This is a genomic window from Nocardia abscessus, assembly GCF_015477775.1.
Lineage (GTDB): Bacteria > Actinomycetota > Actinomycetes > Mycobacteriales > Mycobacteriaceae > Nocardia > Nocardia abscessus_A.
The window spans coordinates 225,817-240,714 of the sequence record NZ_JADLQO010000014.1 but is presented as its reverse complement, the minus strand read 5'-3'; the positions used below and the strand labels follow the sequence as shown (position 1 = coordinate 240,714).

The following is a 14,898-nucleotide window of genomic DNA, read 5'->3' as shown; positions in this document are numbered from 1 at the left end:
GCTTGTGGGTTTGCCCCGCGTTCCGGAGTTCACAAGCGAGCGCGGGTCTCGATCGGGTAGCGGGAACGACGGCGCCGGGCGCGTCGTGTGGCCGTTCCGTGACGGTAGAAGGCGTTACGCAAGATCGGGCGCGCGGCTTTCTTCGGCGCGCTCGATCACGAAACACGCTGGTCGGAAGGTTGTTCCGGGTCGTGGTCAGGCGGGGCGGGTGCCGCGGGTGCCGTGTAGTTTCTACCCAATGAAGGCATTGCGTCGATTCACCGTCCGTGCCCATCTGCCCGAGCGTTTGGCCGCTCTGGGTGAGCTCGCCACGAATCTGCGGTGGTCGTGGCACCCGCCGACGCAGGACCTGTTCGCCGCGCTGGATCCGCGGCGGTGGCAGGAGATGGGGCACGATCCGGTCCGGATGCTCGGCGAGGTACCCGCGGCGCGGCTGGACGAGCTGGCCGCCGACCCCGGCTATGTCGCTCGGGTCGACGCGGCGGCGGCGGACCTGCGCGATTACCTGGAGGCACCGGGCTGGTTCCAGCGCAGGGCGGGGGAGGAGGGGGTGCGCGGCATCGCGTACTTCTCGATGGAGTTCGGCGTCACCGAGGTACTGCCGAACTACTCGGGCGGTCTGGGCATCCTGGCCGGTGACCACCTCAAGGCCGCCTCCGACCTGGGCGTACCGCTGATCGGTGTGGGCTTGCTGTACCGCTCGGGTTACTTCCGGCAGTCCCTGACGGCGGACGGCTGGCAGGCCGAGCACTATCCCGCGCTGGACCCGCAGGGCCTTCCGCTGCGGGCGTTGACCTCCGACGGGTCGCCGGTGCTCATCCACGTCGCCATGCCCGACCGCAGGGTCCTGCGTGCGCGGGTGTGGATCGCGCAGGTCGGCCGGGTTCCGCTGTTGCTGCTCGACTCGGACATCGCCGAGAACGATCCCGAGCTGCGCGCGGTCACCGACCGGCTCTACGGCGGCGACCAGGAGCATCGCATCCGCCAGGAGATCCTGGCGGGCATCGGCGGGGTGCGCGCGGTGCGGGCGTACACCGCGTCGGCCGGACTGCCCGATCCCGACGTGTTCCACATGAACGAAGGTCACGCGGGTTTCCTCGGCGTCGAGCGCATCCGCGAATTCGTCGCGGCCGGAAGGGATTTCGATTCCGCGCTGGCCGCCGTGCGGGCGGGCACGGTGTTCACCACGCACACGCCGGTTCCGGCCGGCATCGATCGGTTCCCGATGCCGATGGTGCGGCGCTACTTCGGCGGCGCGCACGGCGAATCCGAATCGGCGCTGCTGCCCGGCCTTTCCGTGGACCGCATCGTGGCGCTCGGCCGGGAAGCCGATCCCTCCGTCTTCAATATGGCGCACATGGGTCTGCGGCTCGCGCAGCGCGCCAACGGCGTCTCGAAACTGCACGGCGAGGTGAGCCGGTCCATGTTCGCCTCGCTGTGGCCGGGCTTCGATCCGGCGGAGGTGCCGATCGGTTCGGTCACCAACGGTGTGCACGCCACCACCTGGGCCGCGCGGGAATGGGTGGACAAGGCGCGCGAGCACATCGGCGCGGAACTGGTCGAGGAGTCGCGTGGCTGGGAGCGGTTGCGCGACATCGATCTCACCGAGCTGTGGTCGACCCGTAATACCCTGCGCGGCATCCTCGTCGACGAGGTGCGCCGCCGGGTGCGCGCGTCCTGGCTGGAGCGTGGCGCGGCGGAAGCCGAACTCGGCTGGGTGAACGGTGTCTTCGACCCGAACGTACTGACCGTCGGGTTCGCGCGCCGGGTGCCGACCTACAAGCGCCTCACCCTCATGCTGCGCGACCCGCAGCGGCTGCGCGCCCTGCTGCTGGACCCGCGGCGGCCGATGCAGCTGGTGGTGGCGGGCAAGAGCCACCCCGCCGACGACGGAGGCAAGGCGCTGATCCAGCAGGTGGTCCGCTTCGCCGACGATCCCGAGGTGCGCCACCGGATCGTCTTCCTGCCCGACTACGACATGTCGATGGCTCGCTACCTGTACTGGGGCTGCGACGTCTGGCTGAACAACCCGCTGCGCCCGCTGGAAGCATGCGGCACCTCCGGCATGAAATCCGCGCTGAACGGCGGGCTCAACCTGTCCATCCGGGACGGCTGGTGGGACGAGATGTACGACGGCGAGAACGGATGGGCCATTCCGACCGCGGCGGGCGTCCGTGACGAACACCGCCGCGACGACCTGGAGGCAGCCGCGCTCTACGACGTGTTCGAGCGTGCGGTGGCGCCGCGCTTCTACGAGCGCGACGCCGCCGGGATGCCGGTGCGCTGGGTCGAGATGGTCCGCCACACTCTGCAGACCCTGGGACCGAAGGTCCTGGCTTCCCGGATGGTCCGCGACTACGCGGTGGAGTACTACGCTCCCGCCGCCGCGGCGTATCAGCGGGCGACGGCCGACGATTTCGCGGTCGCGGGCGCCATCGCCGAGTATCGGCGCCGGGTGGAGTCGGCGTGGCCCTCGGTGAAGGTGATCCAGGTGGACAGCGCGGGCCTGCCGGATACGCCGGTGATCGGCGCGCGGCTGGCACTGGCCGCGCGGGTCGAGCTCGGCGGATTGAGCGTGTCGGACGTGGTGGTGCAGGCGGTGCTCGGCCGGGTGTCGGCGACCGACGACCTCTCCGACACCACGACGGTCCCGATGACGCACAGCGGGTCGGACGGCGGCGCCGAGCTGTTCACCGTGGACACCCCGGTCCCGCTCTCCGGCGCGGTCGGCTACACCGTGCGCGTGCTGCCGCACAACGACTTGCTGGCCTCCGACGCCGAGCTGGGCCTGGTCTCCGCCCCGAGCGCCTGAGGCCGGTGGCGCTGGTCACGAGCGGCCGTCGCGAGTTGCCCCTGGTAGTGAACCGTCGGCTACCGTGCCCTGGCACGCCCGAATCGTTCTCGACTGGAGTCACCCATGGTCACCGACGTTCTGCACCGGACCCGAGGACGCCTCGACGGGTACTTCGGGATCCGGTCGGCCGGCTCTACCGTCAAGCGCGAACTCATGGCGGGAACGGTCACGTTCCTCGCCATGTCGTACGTGCTCGCGGTCAACCCCGCGGTGCTCGGTGATCAGGGAGCGCTGGGCGACAAGGGCATTCCCATGCAGGCGGTGTTCACCGCCACGGCCGTCGCGGCGGTGTTCGGCACCCTGGTCATGGGATTGTGGGCCCGGTATCCGATCGCGCTCGCGCCGGGTATGGGGCTCAACGCGTTCTTCGCGTACACGGTGGTGCTCGGCATGGGGATTCCGTGGCAGGTCGCGTTGTCGGGCACGTTCCTGTCCGGCGTCATCTTCTTCGTCCTCGCCGTGACGAAGGTCCGCGAACGCATTCTCGATGCCATTCCGATGCAGTTGAAGCTCGCGGTCGGCGCAGGCATCGGATTGTTCGTGGCGTTCCTCGGCCTGAAGAACGCCGGGATCGTGGTGAACAGCGAAGCGACGCTGGTCACGCTGGGTGACTTCACGAAGGGCACTACGCTGCTCGCGCTGTTCGGGCTGCTGGTGACCGTGGTGTTCCTCGTGCGGGGATGGCACGGCGCGGTGCTCTACGGCATCGTGCTGACCACGATCGTCGGCATCGTCAGCGGTTTGGTCGATCTGCCCAAGGGCGTGTTCGCCGCGCCGAAGGGGCTCGAGCAGACCTTCGGTCAGGCCATCGTCCATCTGCCCGACGCGTTCACCGGCCAGATGGCCGTGGTGGTGCTGACCATGCTGTTCGTCGACTTCTTCGACGCCTCGGGCACCCTGATCGGCGTCGCGAACCAGGCCGGTCTACTGGACGAGGACGGCAAACTGCCGCGGGCCGCGAGCGCGCTGGCGGCGGATTCGGTGGGCACCATGGCGGGCGCGGTGATCGGTACCTCGACCACGACCGCCTACGTGGAATCGACGGCGGGCGTCTCGGCGGGCGGCCGGACCGGGCTGACCGCGGTCGGCACGGCGGGCTGGTTCCTCGTCGCGATGTTCTGCTATCCGATCTTCGCGGTGGTCGCGGGCTCCGGCGAGGTGACCGCGCCCGCGCTCATCGTGGTCGGCATCCTGATGGCCCGTGCGCTCGGCCAGATCGACTGGAACCTTTTGGAGTACTCCGTTCCCGCGTTCATCACCGTCGTGATGATGCCGCTGACGTACTCCATCGCCAACGGCCTGGCCATGGGCATGCTGCTGTACCCGGTGGTCATGGCGGCGAAAGGCCGGTTCAGGGAGGTACATCCGGCGATGTGGGCCCTGATGCTGGTGTTCCTCGGCTACTTCTTCTTCCTCGCGGAGTAACTTTCCGCTTGCTTGCGCGCTGAACCATCCTTCCCGTCCGACCGTGGAATAAGACCGAGGGGTTGGGCAGTTGGGCCTCTTGATGAAATAATCGGACCGTAGTCCGCTTCTTCGCGGAGCTAACGATCATGTCCGGGAACGACTTGCAGGGATGAGGACCAGCATGACCATCAAATCCGTACTGGAACGACGCAGCACGAACACCGAGTTGGACGGCATCGCCACCGACATCGGCCTGCTGATCGTGCGAGTCGTCTTCGGCGGCTTGCTCGCGGCGCACGGGGCGCAGAAACTCTTCGGCTGGTGGGGCGGGCCCGGCCTGCAGGCCAACGCCGACGGCTTCGAGCAGATGGGTTACAACCCGGGCAAGCTGTTCGGGACGCTGGCGGGCCTGACCGAACTCGGCGGCGGGCTGCTCCTGCTGCTCGGCCTGCTGACGCCGCTGGCGGGGGCGATCGTGCTGGGCACGATGATCAACGCGATCAACGCCACCTGGGCCGGTGGGCTGCTGGGCGGTTACGAGATGGGCGTGCTGTTCGCGGTGGTCGGCGCGGCGCTGCCCTTCACCGGGCCCGGCAAGTTCTCGTTGGACGCCGGTCGTCCCTGGGGACGTCACGGATTCGTGTGGGGTGTCGGCGCGCTGATTCTCGCGGTTGTGACGGCCGTGCTCACGCTGATCCTGAAGTGGGCGCTCTGAGCCTGCGGCACAGCCGAATTCGCGGCGCGGTGACTTCGGTCGCCGCGCCGCGGTCGTTTGTGTCCTTCGTCATGTCACACCGCGGACTGCTGGATCGTCGTCGTGGTGTTGCAGCACTTGTCGACCGAGCGAGGAGAAACGATGGGCGTCGAAATCAGCAATCCCGGTGATCTGCACGATCCGACCGGGTTCGGCTACAGCCACGTGGCAGTGGCGCGCGGTGAGTTGGTGTTCATCGCGGGGCAGTACGACTCGGACGCCGAGGGGCACACCACCAGCACAGAATTCGCGGTTCAGGTGGACAACGCGTTCGCCAACCTCGGAATCGCCCTGCGCTCGGCCGGGTTGGACTTCGCAGACGTGGCGCAATTGCGGACGCACATCGTCGACCACGACCTGGACAAGCTGGCCGTGCTCGGCAAGAAGATCGCGGAGATCTGGAGTGAGCGGCCGCCCGCGCAGACGCTGACCGGCGTGGCCGCGCTCGCGCTGCCGGGCATGCTGTTCGAGGTCGACGCGGTGGCCGTGCGCGGCTGAGCTACCGGTGCCGGGCCGGGGCCAAGTGATGGCCCCGCGCCGCGTGCAGGGCTTGGCGCGGGGACCGGCCGATACATTCGGTGTGGGAATTGGGGGTACACCGAAGTACCGACCAATAATCTACTTCCGTCTGGAAGTAGATGCCGGGAGGTGTGTTCGGTATCACACCGTGGCGGCGGCGAGCCTGCGCAGCGCCTTCACCACGACCTCCGGGTCGGCCGTCTCCCAGTACGGCGGCAGCGACGCGCGCAGGTATCCGCCGTAGCGTGCGGTGGCGAGGCGGGAATCGAGGATCGCGACCACGCCCCGATCGTCGACGCTGCGCAGCAGGCGGCCGGTGCCCTGGGCGAGCAGCAGAGCGGCGTGACTGGCGGCCACGGTCATGAACCCGTTTCCGCCCCGCATCTCCACGGCGCGTTGCCGGGCCGCCAGCAGCGGATCGTCCGGGCGGGGGAACGGGATGCGGTCGAGAATCACCAGGCTCAGCGACGGCCCCGGCACGTCGACGCCCTGCCACAGCGACAGCGTGCCGAACAGGGAAGTCTCCGGGTCGTCGGCGAATTTCCGGACCAGTGCGCCCGTCGAGTCGTCACCCTGGCACAGCACCGGGGTCGGCAACCGGTCGCGCAGCGCATCGGTGGCGGCGCGGGCCGCGCGCATCGAGGAGAACAAGCCGAGGGTGCGTCCGCCCGCCGCCGTGACGAGCCGCTCGATCTCGTCCAGGTAGGCCGGCGCCAGCCCGTCGCGGCCCGGCGCGGGCAGGTGCTTGGCGACGTAGAGGATGCCGGACTTGGCGTGGTCGAACGGCGAGCCGACGTCGAGCGAGCTCCAGCGCACGGTGTCGGCGTCCGAGGGCGCCTGCGCGCCGTTCGCGGTGGCCGGATCGGTGCGATTGCCCGACTGGGCAGGCAGGCCCCAGGTGAGCGCGAGCCCGTCGAACGAGCCGCCGATCTGCAAGGTGGCCGAGGTCAGCACGACGGTGGCGGTGCCGAAGAGCCTGCTGCGTAACAGCCCGCCCACCGACAGCGGCGCCATCCGCAGCGAACGGCGCGCCACGCCGCGGATCTCGTCGGCGGCCAGCCAGATCACGTCGCGCCGGGCGGCCGGGTCGGGCTCGTCGAACGCCGTCAGCGCGCGGACCGCGCTGTCGTGCACCTCGTCGATCGCGGCCAGCGCCATGTTGCGGGCGGCGGAAGTCTCCGGATCGCCCTGTGCGGTGCTGCTGCCCTGCGGTGCGAGTGCGGTGCGCGCGTTCCACGCGGCATCGCGGATCAGGGCCAGCGCCGGGGCGACACCGTCGGGCATGGTGTCCCAGCGGGTGGCGGGCAGCTCCTCCAGCACGGTGTGCCATGCCTCGGCGGCGCCCTCCAGGCGATCCACCTCCTGCTCGTCGATGAGCTTGGCGCAGCGGCGGGCGGCCGCGCTGATCGCGGAGGAGGCCAGTTCGGCGGTGGCCACCCCGGTGACCCGGTCGACCAGCTCGTGCGCCTCGTCGATGACCACCACGTCGTGTTCGGGCAGCACCTGGATGCCGCTGATCGCGTCGATGGCGAGCAGTGCGTGGTTGGTCACCACCACGTCGGCCTGAGCCGATTCGGTCCTCGCGCGCTCGGCGAAGCAATCCTGCCCGAACGAGCAGCGCGACTTGCCCAGGCACTCCCGTGAGGACACGCTGACCTGCCGCCAGGCGCGGTCGCTCACGCCCGGAGCGAGTTCGTCCCGGTCGCCGGTCTCGGTGTCGGAGGTCCATTCGTTGAGCCGTTGCACTTCGCGCCCGAGGCGGGAGATCGCGAACGCGTCGAACAGCTCCGCCTCGGCAGGCTCGTCGGGCACCGCGCTGTTGATCTTGTTCAAGCACAGATAGTTGTTGCGGCCCTTGAGGATCGCGAACTTCGGCGTGCGCCCCAGCGGGGTGCTCAACGCCTCGGCCAGCCGGGGCAGATCGCGGTCGACCAGCTGACGCTGCAACGCGATCGTCGCCGTGGAGACCACCACCGTGCGGCCGGTGCGCACGGCGTGGCGCAGGCTCGGCACCAGATACGCCAGCGACTTGCCGGTGCCCGTCCCGGCCTGCACCGCGAGGTGCTCCTTGGTGTCGATCGCGTGATCCACCGCCGCGGCCATCGTCACCTGCCCGGTGCGCTCCTTGCCGCCGAGGGCCTGCACGGCGGTGGCCAAAAGGTCGGAAACGGGCGGCAGTTCGGGCACGCGAGCAGCCTACTCGGCGCCTCCGACAGAGCTGCCCGGTCGCCGAGACCGGACGGTCTACCGGCTGATGCTGCCCTCCAGATCGACGCCCGCGCCGCGCATGCGGTCCAGCGCGGCGCTGGTGGTGTCGGCAGCGACGCCCGCGGTGAGATCGAGCAGGACGCGGGTGTCGAAACCCTCGATGCGTGCGTCCAGGGCGGTCGCGCGCACGCAGTGGTCGGTCGCGATGCCGACCACGTCGACGGCCTCGACACCACGGTCGTGCAGCCAATCGGCCAGCCCCGTGCCGTCCTCGGTGGTGCCCTCGAACCCGGAATAGGCCGCGGAGTACGCGCCCTTGGAGAAGACCTGCTGGATCTGCCCCGTGGCCAGAGCGGGGTGGAACTCCGCGCCCGGCGTGCCGACCCGGCAGTGCGGCGGCCAGCTGTCGATGTAATCGGGCTCGTCGGAGAAATGGGCGCCGGGATCGATGTGATAGTCGCGGGTGGCGACGACCGCGCTGTACTTCGCCGCCGCGAGGTGCTCGCTGATCCGGGACGCCACCGCAGCGCCTCCGCGGACCGCGAGCGACCCGCCCTCGCAGAAATCGTTCTGGACGTCGACGATGATCAGTGCCCGGGTCATGGCGACCTCCCGCGGTATGTCTGAATGTCTGCTCCAGATTCTGCCGCTCGATCAAGCGCTCGGTTCACCCGACTCGCGGGAAATTCGGTTCCGATGTAAACGCGGCCGCCGCCCACGGTGATTACCGAGTGCACCCTTGTTTCCAGACCCGGTTCGCCGCTTTCCCATGGAGACCACCCATGAGCCCTGCCAACCTGTTCCGCAGCGTGACGATCGGTACCACTGTGTTTCTGGCGGTCTTCTTCCTGGGCTCCCGGCCCGCCGAACCGGCGGCATGGGTGTGGTTCGCGGTCACCGGGGTGGTGTTCGCGCTGCTTTTCGCCGTCGGACTGCTGCTGGTGTGCCGCGTCGACGAACGCAGACGCTGACCTCAGACGAAGGTGGTCACCACGGCGGGCTCACCCGCCGAGAGCTTGAGACCCTCCCACGGCAGGCTGATCAGTCCGCGCGCCACCAGATCGCGGCTCTCGGCGAGGGTGGGCAGATCCTCGACCGGCTCACCGCCGCGGACCAGCGGCACGAGCGGATCCCTGGCCTGGAAGCCGTTGCTCGGCGGCACCGGCCCGATCGCGGGGTAGACGATCTCCTCGACGATCGTGCCGGTGTCGCGGGCCAGGCGGACCACCTTCTTCGTGCCACCGCGGGACTGCTTGTGACTGCTGCGTTTGGCGACCGGCACCCCTTCGACCTCGACCAGCTTGTAGACCATCCCCGCTGTCGGCGCGCCCGAGCCGGTGACCAGCGCCGTGCCGACGCCGTAGACGTCGACCGGTTCGGCGCGCAGCGCGGCGATGGCGTACTCGTCGAGATCGCCGGAAACCACGATGCGGGTCTTGGTGGCGCCGAGCGCGTCGAGCTGATCGCGCACCTGCCGGGCCAGGACGCCCAGATCGCCGGAGTCGATCCGCACCCCGCCCAGCTGCGTGCCCGCCACCTCGATGGCGGTCGCGACGCCCCTGGTGATGTCGAAGGTGTCGACCAGCAGAGTCGTCCCGACGCCGAGGGTCTCGACCTGGCTGCGGAAGGCTTCGGCCTCGTGCGCCCCATCGGCGCCGCTGTGCAGCAGGACGAACGCGTGCGCGCTGGTGCCCGCGCCCGGAATCCCGTAGCGGCGCACGGCCTCCAGGTTGGAGGTGGCGTCGAAACCGGCCAGGTAGGCGGCGCGTGCGCAGTCCGGGGCCGCCATCTCGTGGCTGCGCCGTGAGCCCATCTCGATCATCCGGCGGCCGCTCGCGGCGCTGACCATACGGGCCGCCGCGGCCGCGATCGCGCTGTCGTGGTTGAGGATCGACAGGATCAGCGTCTCCAACACGACGCATTCCGCGAAAGTGCCGCGCACCGAGAGGACCGGGGAGCCGGGGAAGTACAGCTCGCCTTCGGCGTAGCCGTCGATATCGCCGGTGAACCGGTAGTCGCGCAACCAGTCGAGCGTCCGCCGATCCGAGAACGAGGCCGCCACGGACAGTTCCGCCTCGTCGAACCGGAACTGGCGCAGCGCGTCGAGCACCCTGCCGGTACCCCCGACGACGCCGTACCGTCGGCCATTGGGCAAACGTCTAGCAAACACCTCGAAGGTGCACTGGCGATGCGCCGAACCATCGGCGAGCGCTGCCGCGAGCATGGTCAGTTCGTACTGGTCGGTCAGCAGCGCGGTGCTGGTGACGCCGTCGGGCAGGTCCACGCTGTCACTGTAGACAGAACGGTCGGCTCATGGTGTCCGGCATCGGTCCGGTGAACCGGCGAAACGCGAATCGGGGCTGCGTGGGTGTTGTTTATCCGGAGTCGAGTCGTACCCTTGACCTTATGGCCTTGTGCAACACAGTCCGGGGTGACGTCGTTGTGGACGCCGCGAACGCGACATTGTCGGCGGCACAGGCGACACCCGAAGCGGTCGAGTACACCGAGATCCTGGAGGCGGAGGACCGTCCCTGGGTGACCGTCGTCTGGGACGATCCGGTCAATCTCATGCACTACGTCACCTACATCTTCCAGAAGCTGTTCGGCTACAGCAAAGCGAAGGCGACCGAACTGATGCTGAAGGTCCACAACGAAGGCAAGGCAGTGGTCTCGTCCGGTTCCCGGGACAAAATGGAGCACGACGTCCAACGGCTGCACGCCGCGGGGCTCTGGGCCACCATGCAGCGGGACGACTGACCTGGACGACTACCCTGACGCCGTGCGCAAGTGGAGCAGGAAGAACTCGCTGAGCGGTCTCAAACTGCGATCCGAAATGGACGCACGTGAGGCCAATGTGCTCCGGTCGCTGGTCGGTGTGGTCTCCGGGCTACTGAACGAGCGTGCCGAGTCCGCCCCCGACGACGACTTGGCCGCCCTCACCGGACTGCGATCCGGCAACACCGTCCCGCCGGAGGACCCGCGGCTGCGCAGACTCCTGCCGGACTTCCACCGCAACGAGCCCGGTTCGCCCGACGCCGAACGCGCCGACCTCAACAGCGCGCTGCGTGGCCTGCACGAGCCCGACATCATCGACGCCAAGCTGGCGGCGGGCTCGGTGGTGCTGGACACCGTGCCGAGCGCGGGCGGAAAGATCGTCCTCACCCCCGAGCAGGCCGACGCGTGGTTGACCGCGCTCACCGACGTGCGGCTGGCGCTCGGCACGGTACTGAACATCGACGCCGACACGCCCGACCATCTCGACCCCGAGGATCCGCGCGCCCCGCACCTGGACGTGTACCACTGGCTGACCTGGATGCAGGACTCGCTGCTCCAGGCATTGGCTCCCTGACCTGCCGCGGTGCGAAGATCGGCGCGAAGTGATCCGCAGAGTCGCGCCGCGAGGAGCAGAAATGGCGAATGCCGAGCCGGGACAACATAATTCGATCACCGACGTGCCCGGAGTGCTGGTCGGGCACCACCACGTCCTCGACCCGAGCGCCACGCTCGGGTCCGGGGCGGCGACCGGATGCACAGTCGTGCGCGTGCCCGGTGGCGCGGTGGCGGCGGTCGACGTGCGCGGCGGCGGACCGGGAACTCGCGAAACGGACCTGCTCGACCCGATGAACACCGTCCGCCAAGTCGACGCGATCCTGCTCACCGGCGGCAGCGCCTTCGGCCTCGCCGCGGCCGACGGCGTGATGCGCTGGCTGGAGGAGAACGGCGCCGGCATCGTGATGGACCCGTCCGAGGCGAGCCGGGTGGTGCCCATCGTCCCCGGCGCGGTGATCTTCGATCTGCCGGTCGGCGCGTGGGACATCCGGCCGACCGCCGAATTCGGTTATCGCGCGGCCGAGACGGCCGGGGTCGATTTCGCTCGCGGCTCGGTCGGCGCGGGCGTCGGCGCACGCGCCGGATCGATCAAGGGCGGGATCGGCACGGCCAGCATCGTGCTCGGCGAAGGCCCCGCCGCCGGGATCACCGTCGCGGCGCTGATCGTGGCCAATCCGGTCGGCTCGGTGTTCGATCCGCGCACCGGACTGCCCTGGGGTTGCGGTACCGACGGACCCGACTATTTCGGTCTGCGGCCGCCGACCGCGGAGCAGTTGGCGGCGGCCAACGCGCTCCCGGTGAAGGGCACCGTGCTCAACACCACGATCGGCATCGTCGCCACCGACGCTCCGCTCGATCCCGCGGGTTGCAAGCGGGTCGCGGTCACCGCGCACGACGGATTGGCCAGGGCGATCCGCCCCGCGCACTCGCCACTGGACGGGGACACACTCTTCGCGCTGGCCACCGGCACGGCCGAGGAGGACACGGACCTTCCGCTGCCACCCGCCTTTCCGGCCGATCTGCTCGTCCTGGACGAGATCTGCACGGCCGCCGCCGTCTGCGTCGAGCGCGCCATCGTCGACGCGATCCGCTCGGCGGAGACGGTGGCCGGCATCCCGGCCTATCGCGATCTCTTCGGTGGCTGAACGGGCGATGCTCGCAACCGGGATGGCGTAGGCGTCGTCATCGGAGTGCGCGGTCGGTTGTGCGCTGGTGGAGGCGGAACCGGGGACCGGGCGACGTCGCCGGGGGAATACCCGAATATCCTGGCTCGTTGTCGACTGCGATGGGTCGGCGTGGTGGAAAGGTGTGCGACTCGTGCTGGTGATCAGGGCCGACCTCGTGGAGGCGATGGTGGCGCACGCGCGCGCCGATCACCCGGACGAGGCCTGCGGTGTCATCGCGGGACCGGAGGGCTCGGACCGTCCGGAGCGCTTCATCGCCATGGTCAACGCCGAGCGTTCGCCCACGTTCTACCGCTTCGACTCCGGTGAGCAGTTGAAGGTGTGGCGCGCGATGGACGACGCCGACGAGACGCCGGTGGTGATCTACCACTCGCACACCGCCACCGAGGCCTACCCGAGCCGGACCGACGTGTCGTACGCCTCCGAGCCGTTCGCGCACTACGTGCTGATCTCCACCCGTGACCCCGAGCAGCACGAGCTGCGCAGCTACCGGATCGTCGACGGCGAGGTCACCGAGGAGCCGGTGCGGATCGTCGACGCGTACGAGAACTAGACCCGATGCCCGTTCGCGAAACCGAGGAGTACCCATGCCGGTAACCGTGTCCATCCCGACCATCATGCGGGGCCTCACCGGAGGTGAGAAGCGCGTGCAGGCCGAGGGCGCCACGCTGTCGGCGCTGATCGACGATCTCGAGGCCAACCACCCCGGGCTCGCCGAGCGCCTGCTGAAGGACGGCAAGCTGAACCGCTACGTCAACATCTACGTCGATGACGAGGACGTGCGCTTCGCGGGCGGGCTCGAGGCCGAGGTGCCCCAGGACGCCAGCGTCACGATCCTGCCCGCCGTGGCCGGAGGCTGACCCGTCCCGTGGCGCGCTACGAATCGCTGATCGCGACCCTCGGCAACACCCCGCTGGTCGGTCTGCGCACCCTGTCTCCCCGGTGGGACGGTGACGACCACGTGCGGCTGTGGGCCAAGCTGGAGGATCGCAACCCCACCGGCTCGATCAAGGATCGGCCCGCCCTGCGGATGATCGAGCAGGCCGAGGCCGACGGGCTGCTGCGACCAGGGTGCACGATTCTGGAGCCCACCAGCGGGAACACCGGCATTTCACTGGCCATGGCCGCGAAGCTCAAGGGTTACCAGCTGATCTGTGTGATGCCGGAGAACACGTCGGTGGAGCGGCGGCAGCTGCTCACCATGTTCGGCGCGCGGATCATCGATTCCCCCGCGGCGGGCGGTTCCAACCAGGCCGTCGCGCTGGCCAAGCAGATCGCCGCGCAGAACCCGGACTGGGTGATGCTCTACCAGTACGGCAATCCGGCGAACGCGTCGGCGCACTACGAGACCACCGGTCCGGAGATCCTCGCCGACCTGCCCGAGATCACGCATTTCGTCGCGGGTCTCGGCACCACGGGCACGCTGATGGGGACCGGCCGTTTCCTGCGGGAGAAGGTGCCGGGCATCGAGATCGTCGCGGCCGAGCCGCGGTACGGCGAACTGGTCTACGGCCTGCGCAACATCGATGAGGGATTCATCCCGGAGTTGTACGACGAGAGCGTGCTGACCACCCGTTTCTCGGTCGGCCCGTACGACGCGGTGAAACGCACCCGCGAACTGGTGCTCGAAGAGGGCATCTTCGCCGGCATCTCCACCGGTGCCATTCTGCACGCCGCGCTCGGCGTCGCCCGCAAGGCGGTGCAGGCGGGCGCGCGCGCCGACATCGCGTTCGTGGTCGCCGACGGTGGGTGGAAGTACCTGTCCACCGGGGCGTACGACGGCACGCTCGAAGAGGCGGAAGAGCGGCTCGACGGCCAGCTCTGGGCTTGATTCCCCGGCCGCGCCGGTACCCTCGGTGTGGCGGGGCCACGACCCCGCCACGGCGAGGAGGTGGCCATGACCGGCGCGGGGCTCGGGCCGTCGTTCGACCCTGATCGGATCGCGGCGATGCGTGCGCAGCTGGACAAGCCCATCGGCATGCCGGGGCCGCCCACGGCGCAGGCGACCGCAGGATTCGGCGCGATCAAGCAGTTGTGGTTGCGCGCGGGGGTGCTGATCGCCGGTTTCGTCGGGGTGCTGTACGGGATCGAAGGGGTCGATGCCGTCGTCGACGCGCGGCTCGACGCCGCGGGCATCGAGCCGCGCCGGGCCGACGGACTGACCGGCATCCTGTTCGCCCCATTGCTGCACGATGGCTGGCCGCACCTGATCGGCAACACGGTTCCGGTGCTGGTGCTGGGCTTCCTCGCGTTGCTGGCGGGCATCGGGCGCGGGCTGGCCGCGACCGTGATCATCTGGCTCGTGGCCGGGCTCGGCACCTGGCTCACCGGAGCGACGGGCAGCGTGCATGTCGGCGCGTCCTCGCTGGTATTCGGCTGGCTGACCTTCCTCATCTCGCGCGGCTGGTTCGCCAGGAACCTCGGACAGATCGTGCTCGGCCTGGTCGTGCTCGCGCTCTACGGGTCGCTGCTGTGGGGCGTGCTGCCGGGAGACCCCGGAATCTCTTGGCAGGGGCACCTATTCGGCGCGTTGAGTGGATTGCTGGCCGGCTGGGTACTCTCTGGAGATGCACGACGAAACCGCCGCGGGGATCGAGCCGGAATCGGCGCGTCGCCGCGGTGAGCACGCGGCCCGCCGGAGA

Annotated in this window: 15 protein-coding genes; 12 read left to right on the top strand and 3 right to left on the bottom strand. The window is 69.4% G+C overall.

Features of this window, described 5'->3' with window-relative positions; genetic code table 11:
• The first annotated feature begins 238 nt into the window (after positions 1-238).
• The 4 genes from glgP to IU450_RS29885 all read left to right on the top strand — a co-directional run bounded on the left by glgP (position 239) and on the right by IU450_RS29885 (position 5,513).
• Positions 239-2,812 carry an alpha-glucan family phosphorylase gene (glgP, locus tag IU450_RS29900; protein ID WP_195153069.1) on the top strand — a complete coding sequence of 858 codons (2,574 nt, stop codon included), beginning with the start codon at positions 239-241 and terminating at the stop codon, positions 2,810-2,812.
• 105 nt (positions 2,813-2,917) lie between these two features.
• Positions 2,918-4,279 carry an NCS2 family permease gene (locus IU450_RS29895; protein ID WP_324197876.1) on the top strand — a complete coding sequence of 454 codons (1,362 nt, stop codon included), beginning with the start codon at positions 2,918-2,920 and terminating at the stop codon, positions 4,277-4,279.
• 163 nt (positions 4,280-4,442) lie between these two features.
• The gene (locus IU450_RS29890) at positions 4,443-4,976 is read left to right on the top strand and encodes a DoxX family protein (protein WP_195153068.1); all 534 of its coding nucleotides are present in this window, start codon (positions 4,443-4,445) and stop codon (positions 4,974-4,976) included.
• Positions 4,977-5,117: 141 nt separating this feature from the next.
• Complete coding sequence (locus IU450_RS29885; RefSeq protein ID WP_195153067.1) at positions 5,118-5,513, top strand: RidA family protein; 396 nt, start codon at positions 5,118-5,120, stop codon at positions 5,511-5,513.
• A 162-nt stretch (positions 5,514-5,675) separates the two neighbouring features.
• On the opposite strand, the gene IU450_RS29880 is transcribed toward IU450_RS29885, so the two are convergent.
• Positions 5,676-7,721 carry an ATP-dependent DNA helicase gene (locus tag IU450_RS29880; protein ID WP_195153066.1) on the bottom strand — a complete coding sequence of 682 codons (2,046 nt, stop codon included), beginning with the start codon at positions 7,719-7,721 and terminating at the stop codon, positions 5,676-5,678.
• 57 nt (positions 7,722-7,778) lie between these two features.
• Entirely contained in the window at positions 7,779-8,345 is a 567-nt protein-coding gene (gene pncA / locus IU450_RS29875) for a pyrazinamidase PncA (protein WP_195153065.1), read from the bottom strand.
• 179 nt (positions 8,346-8,524) lie between these two features.
• Between pncA and IU450_RS29870 the strand changes: the two genes are divergently transcribed.
• A complete protein-coding gene (locus tag IU450_RS29870) occupies positions 8,525-8,713 on the top strand; it encodes a hypothetical protein (protein WP_195153064.1) in 189 nt (62 codons plus the stop codon).
• 2 nt (positions 8,714-8,715) lie between these two features.
• Here the strand turns inward: IU450_RS29870 and IU450_RS29865 are convergent, their stop codons facing one another.
• Entirely contained in the window at positions 8,716-10,026 is a 1,311-nt protein-coding gene (locus IU450_RS29865) for a nicotinate phosphoribosyltransferase (RefSeq protein ID WP_195153063.1), read from the bottom strand.
• 122 nt (positions 10,027-10,148) lie between these two features.
• Here IU450_RS29865 and clpS point away from each other — a divergent pair, with 122 nt between their 5' ends.
• From clpS to IU450_RS29830, 7 genes are all read left to right on the top strand, one after another.
• Positions 10,149-10,499, top strand: a complete 351-nt coding sequence (gene clpS, locus IU450_RS29860) for an ATP-dependent Clp protease adapter ClpS (RefSeq protein WP_039796380.1) — start codon at positions 10,149-10,151, stop codon at positions 10,497-10,499.
• Positions 10,500-10,521: 22 nt separating this feature from the next.
• Complete coding sequence (locus IU450_RS29855; protein WP_195153062.1) at positions 10,522-11,091, top strand: DUF2017 domain-containing protein; 570 nt, start codon at positions 10,522-10,524, stop codon at positions 11,089-11,091.
• 61 nt (positions 11,092-11,152) lie between these two features.
• Positions 11,153-12,217: a P1 family peptidase gene (locus IU450_RS29850; protein ID WP_195153061.1), complete on the top strand. Its 1,065-nt coding sequence runs from the start codon at positions 11,153-11,155 to the stop codon at positions 12,215-12,217.
• 172 nt (positions 12,218-12,389) lie between these two features.
• Positions 12,390-12,809, top strand: a complete 420-nt coding sequence (locus IU450_RS29845; RefSeq protein ID WP_043688435.1) for a Mov34/MPN/PAD-1 family protein — start codon at positions 12,390-12,392, stop codon at positions 12,807-12,809.
• A gap of 34 nt (positions 12,810-12,843) precedes the next feature.
• Positions 12,844-13,116 (top strand): MoaD/ThiS family protein, encoded by a 273-nt coding sequence (locus tag IU450_RS29840; RefSeq protein WP_159924369.1) that lies wholly within the window; start codon positions 12,844-12,846, stop codon positions 13,114-13,116.
• A gap of 8 nt (positions 13,117-13,124) precedes the next feature.
• Positions 13,125-14,087, top strand: coding sequence for a cysteine synthase (locus IU450_RS29835; RefSeq protein WP_195153060.1), 963 nt, complete (start codon positions 13,125-13,127; stop codon positions 14,085-14,087).
• Positions 14,088-14,153: 66 nt separating this feature from the next.
• The gene (locus IU450_RS29830; RefSeq protein WP_195153059.1) at positions 14,154-14,879 is read left to right on the top strand and encodes a rhomboid family protein; all 726 of its coding nucleotides are present in this window, start codon (positions 14,154-14,156) and stop codon (positions 14,877-14,879) included.
• The last annotated feature ends 19 nt before the right edge of the window (positions 14,880-14,898 follow it).

What these genes read in the sequence shown, in the direction of transcription:
- glgP (WP_195153069.1), top strand. Translation starts at nt 239, where the DNA reads ATGAAGGCATTGCGTCGATTCACCGTCCGTGCCCATCTGCCCGAGCGT.
- IU450_RS29895 (WP_324197876.1), top strand. Translation starts at nt 2,918, where the DNA reads ATGGTCACCGACGTTCTGCACCGGACCCGAGGACGCCTCGACGGGTAC.
- IU450_RS29890 (WP_195153068.1), top strand. Translation starts at nt 4,443, where the DNA reads ATGACCATCAAATCCGTACTGGAACGACGCAGCACGAACACCGAGTTG.
- IU450_RS29885 (WP_195153067.1), top strand. Translation starts at nt 5,118, where the DNA reads ATGGGCGTCGAAATCAGCAATCCCGGTGATCTGCACGATCCGACCGGG.
- pncA (WP_195153065.1), bottom strand. Translation starts at nt 8,345, where the DNA reads ATGACCCGGGCACTGATCATCGTCGACGTCCAGAACGATTTCTGCGAG.
- IU450_RS29870 (WP_195153064.1), top strand. Translation starts at nt 8,525, where the DNA reads ATGAGCCCTGCCAACCTGTTCCGCAGCGTGACGATCGGTACCACTGTG.
- clpS (WP_039796380.1), top strand. Translation starts at nt 10,149, where the DNA reads ATGGCCTTGTGCAACACAGTCCGGGGTGACGTCGTTGTGGACGCCGCG.
- IU450_RS29850 (WP_195153061.1), top strand. Translation starts at nt 11,153, where the DNA reads ATGGCGAATGCCGAGCCGGGACAACATAATTCGATCACCGACGTGCCC.
- IU450_RS29840 (WP_159924369.1), top strand. Translation starts at nt 12,844, where the DNA reads ATGCCGGTAACCGTGTCCATCCCGACCATCATGCGGGGCCTCACCGGA.
- IU450_RS29830 (WP_195153059.1), top strand. Translation starts at nt 14,154, where the DNA reads ATGACCGGCGCGGGGCTCGGGCCGTCGTTCGACCCTGATCGGATCGCG.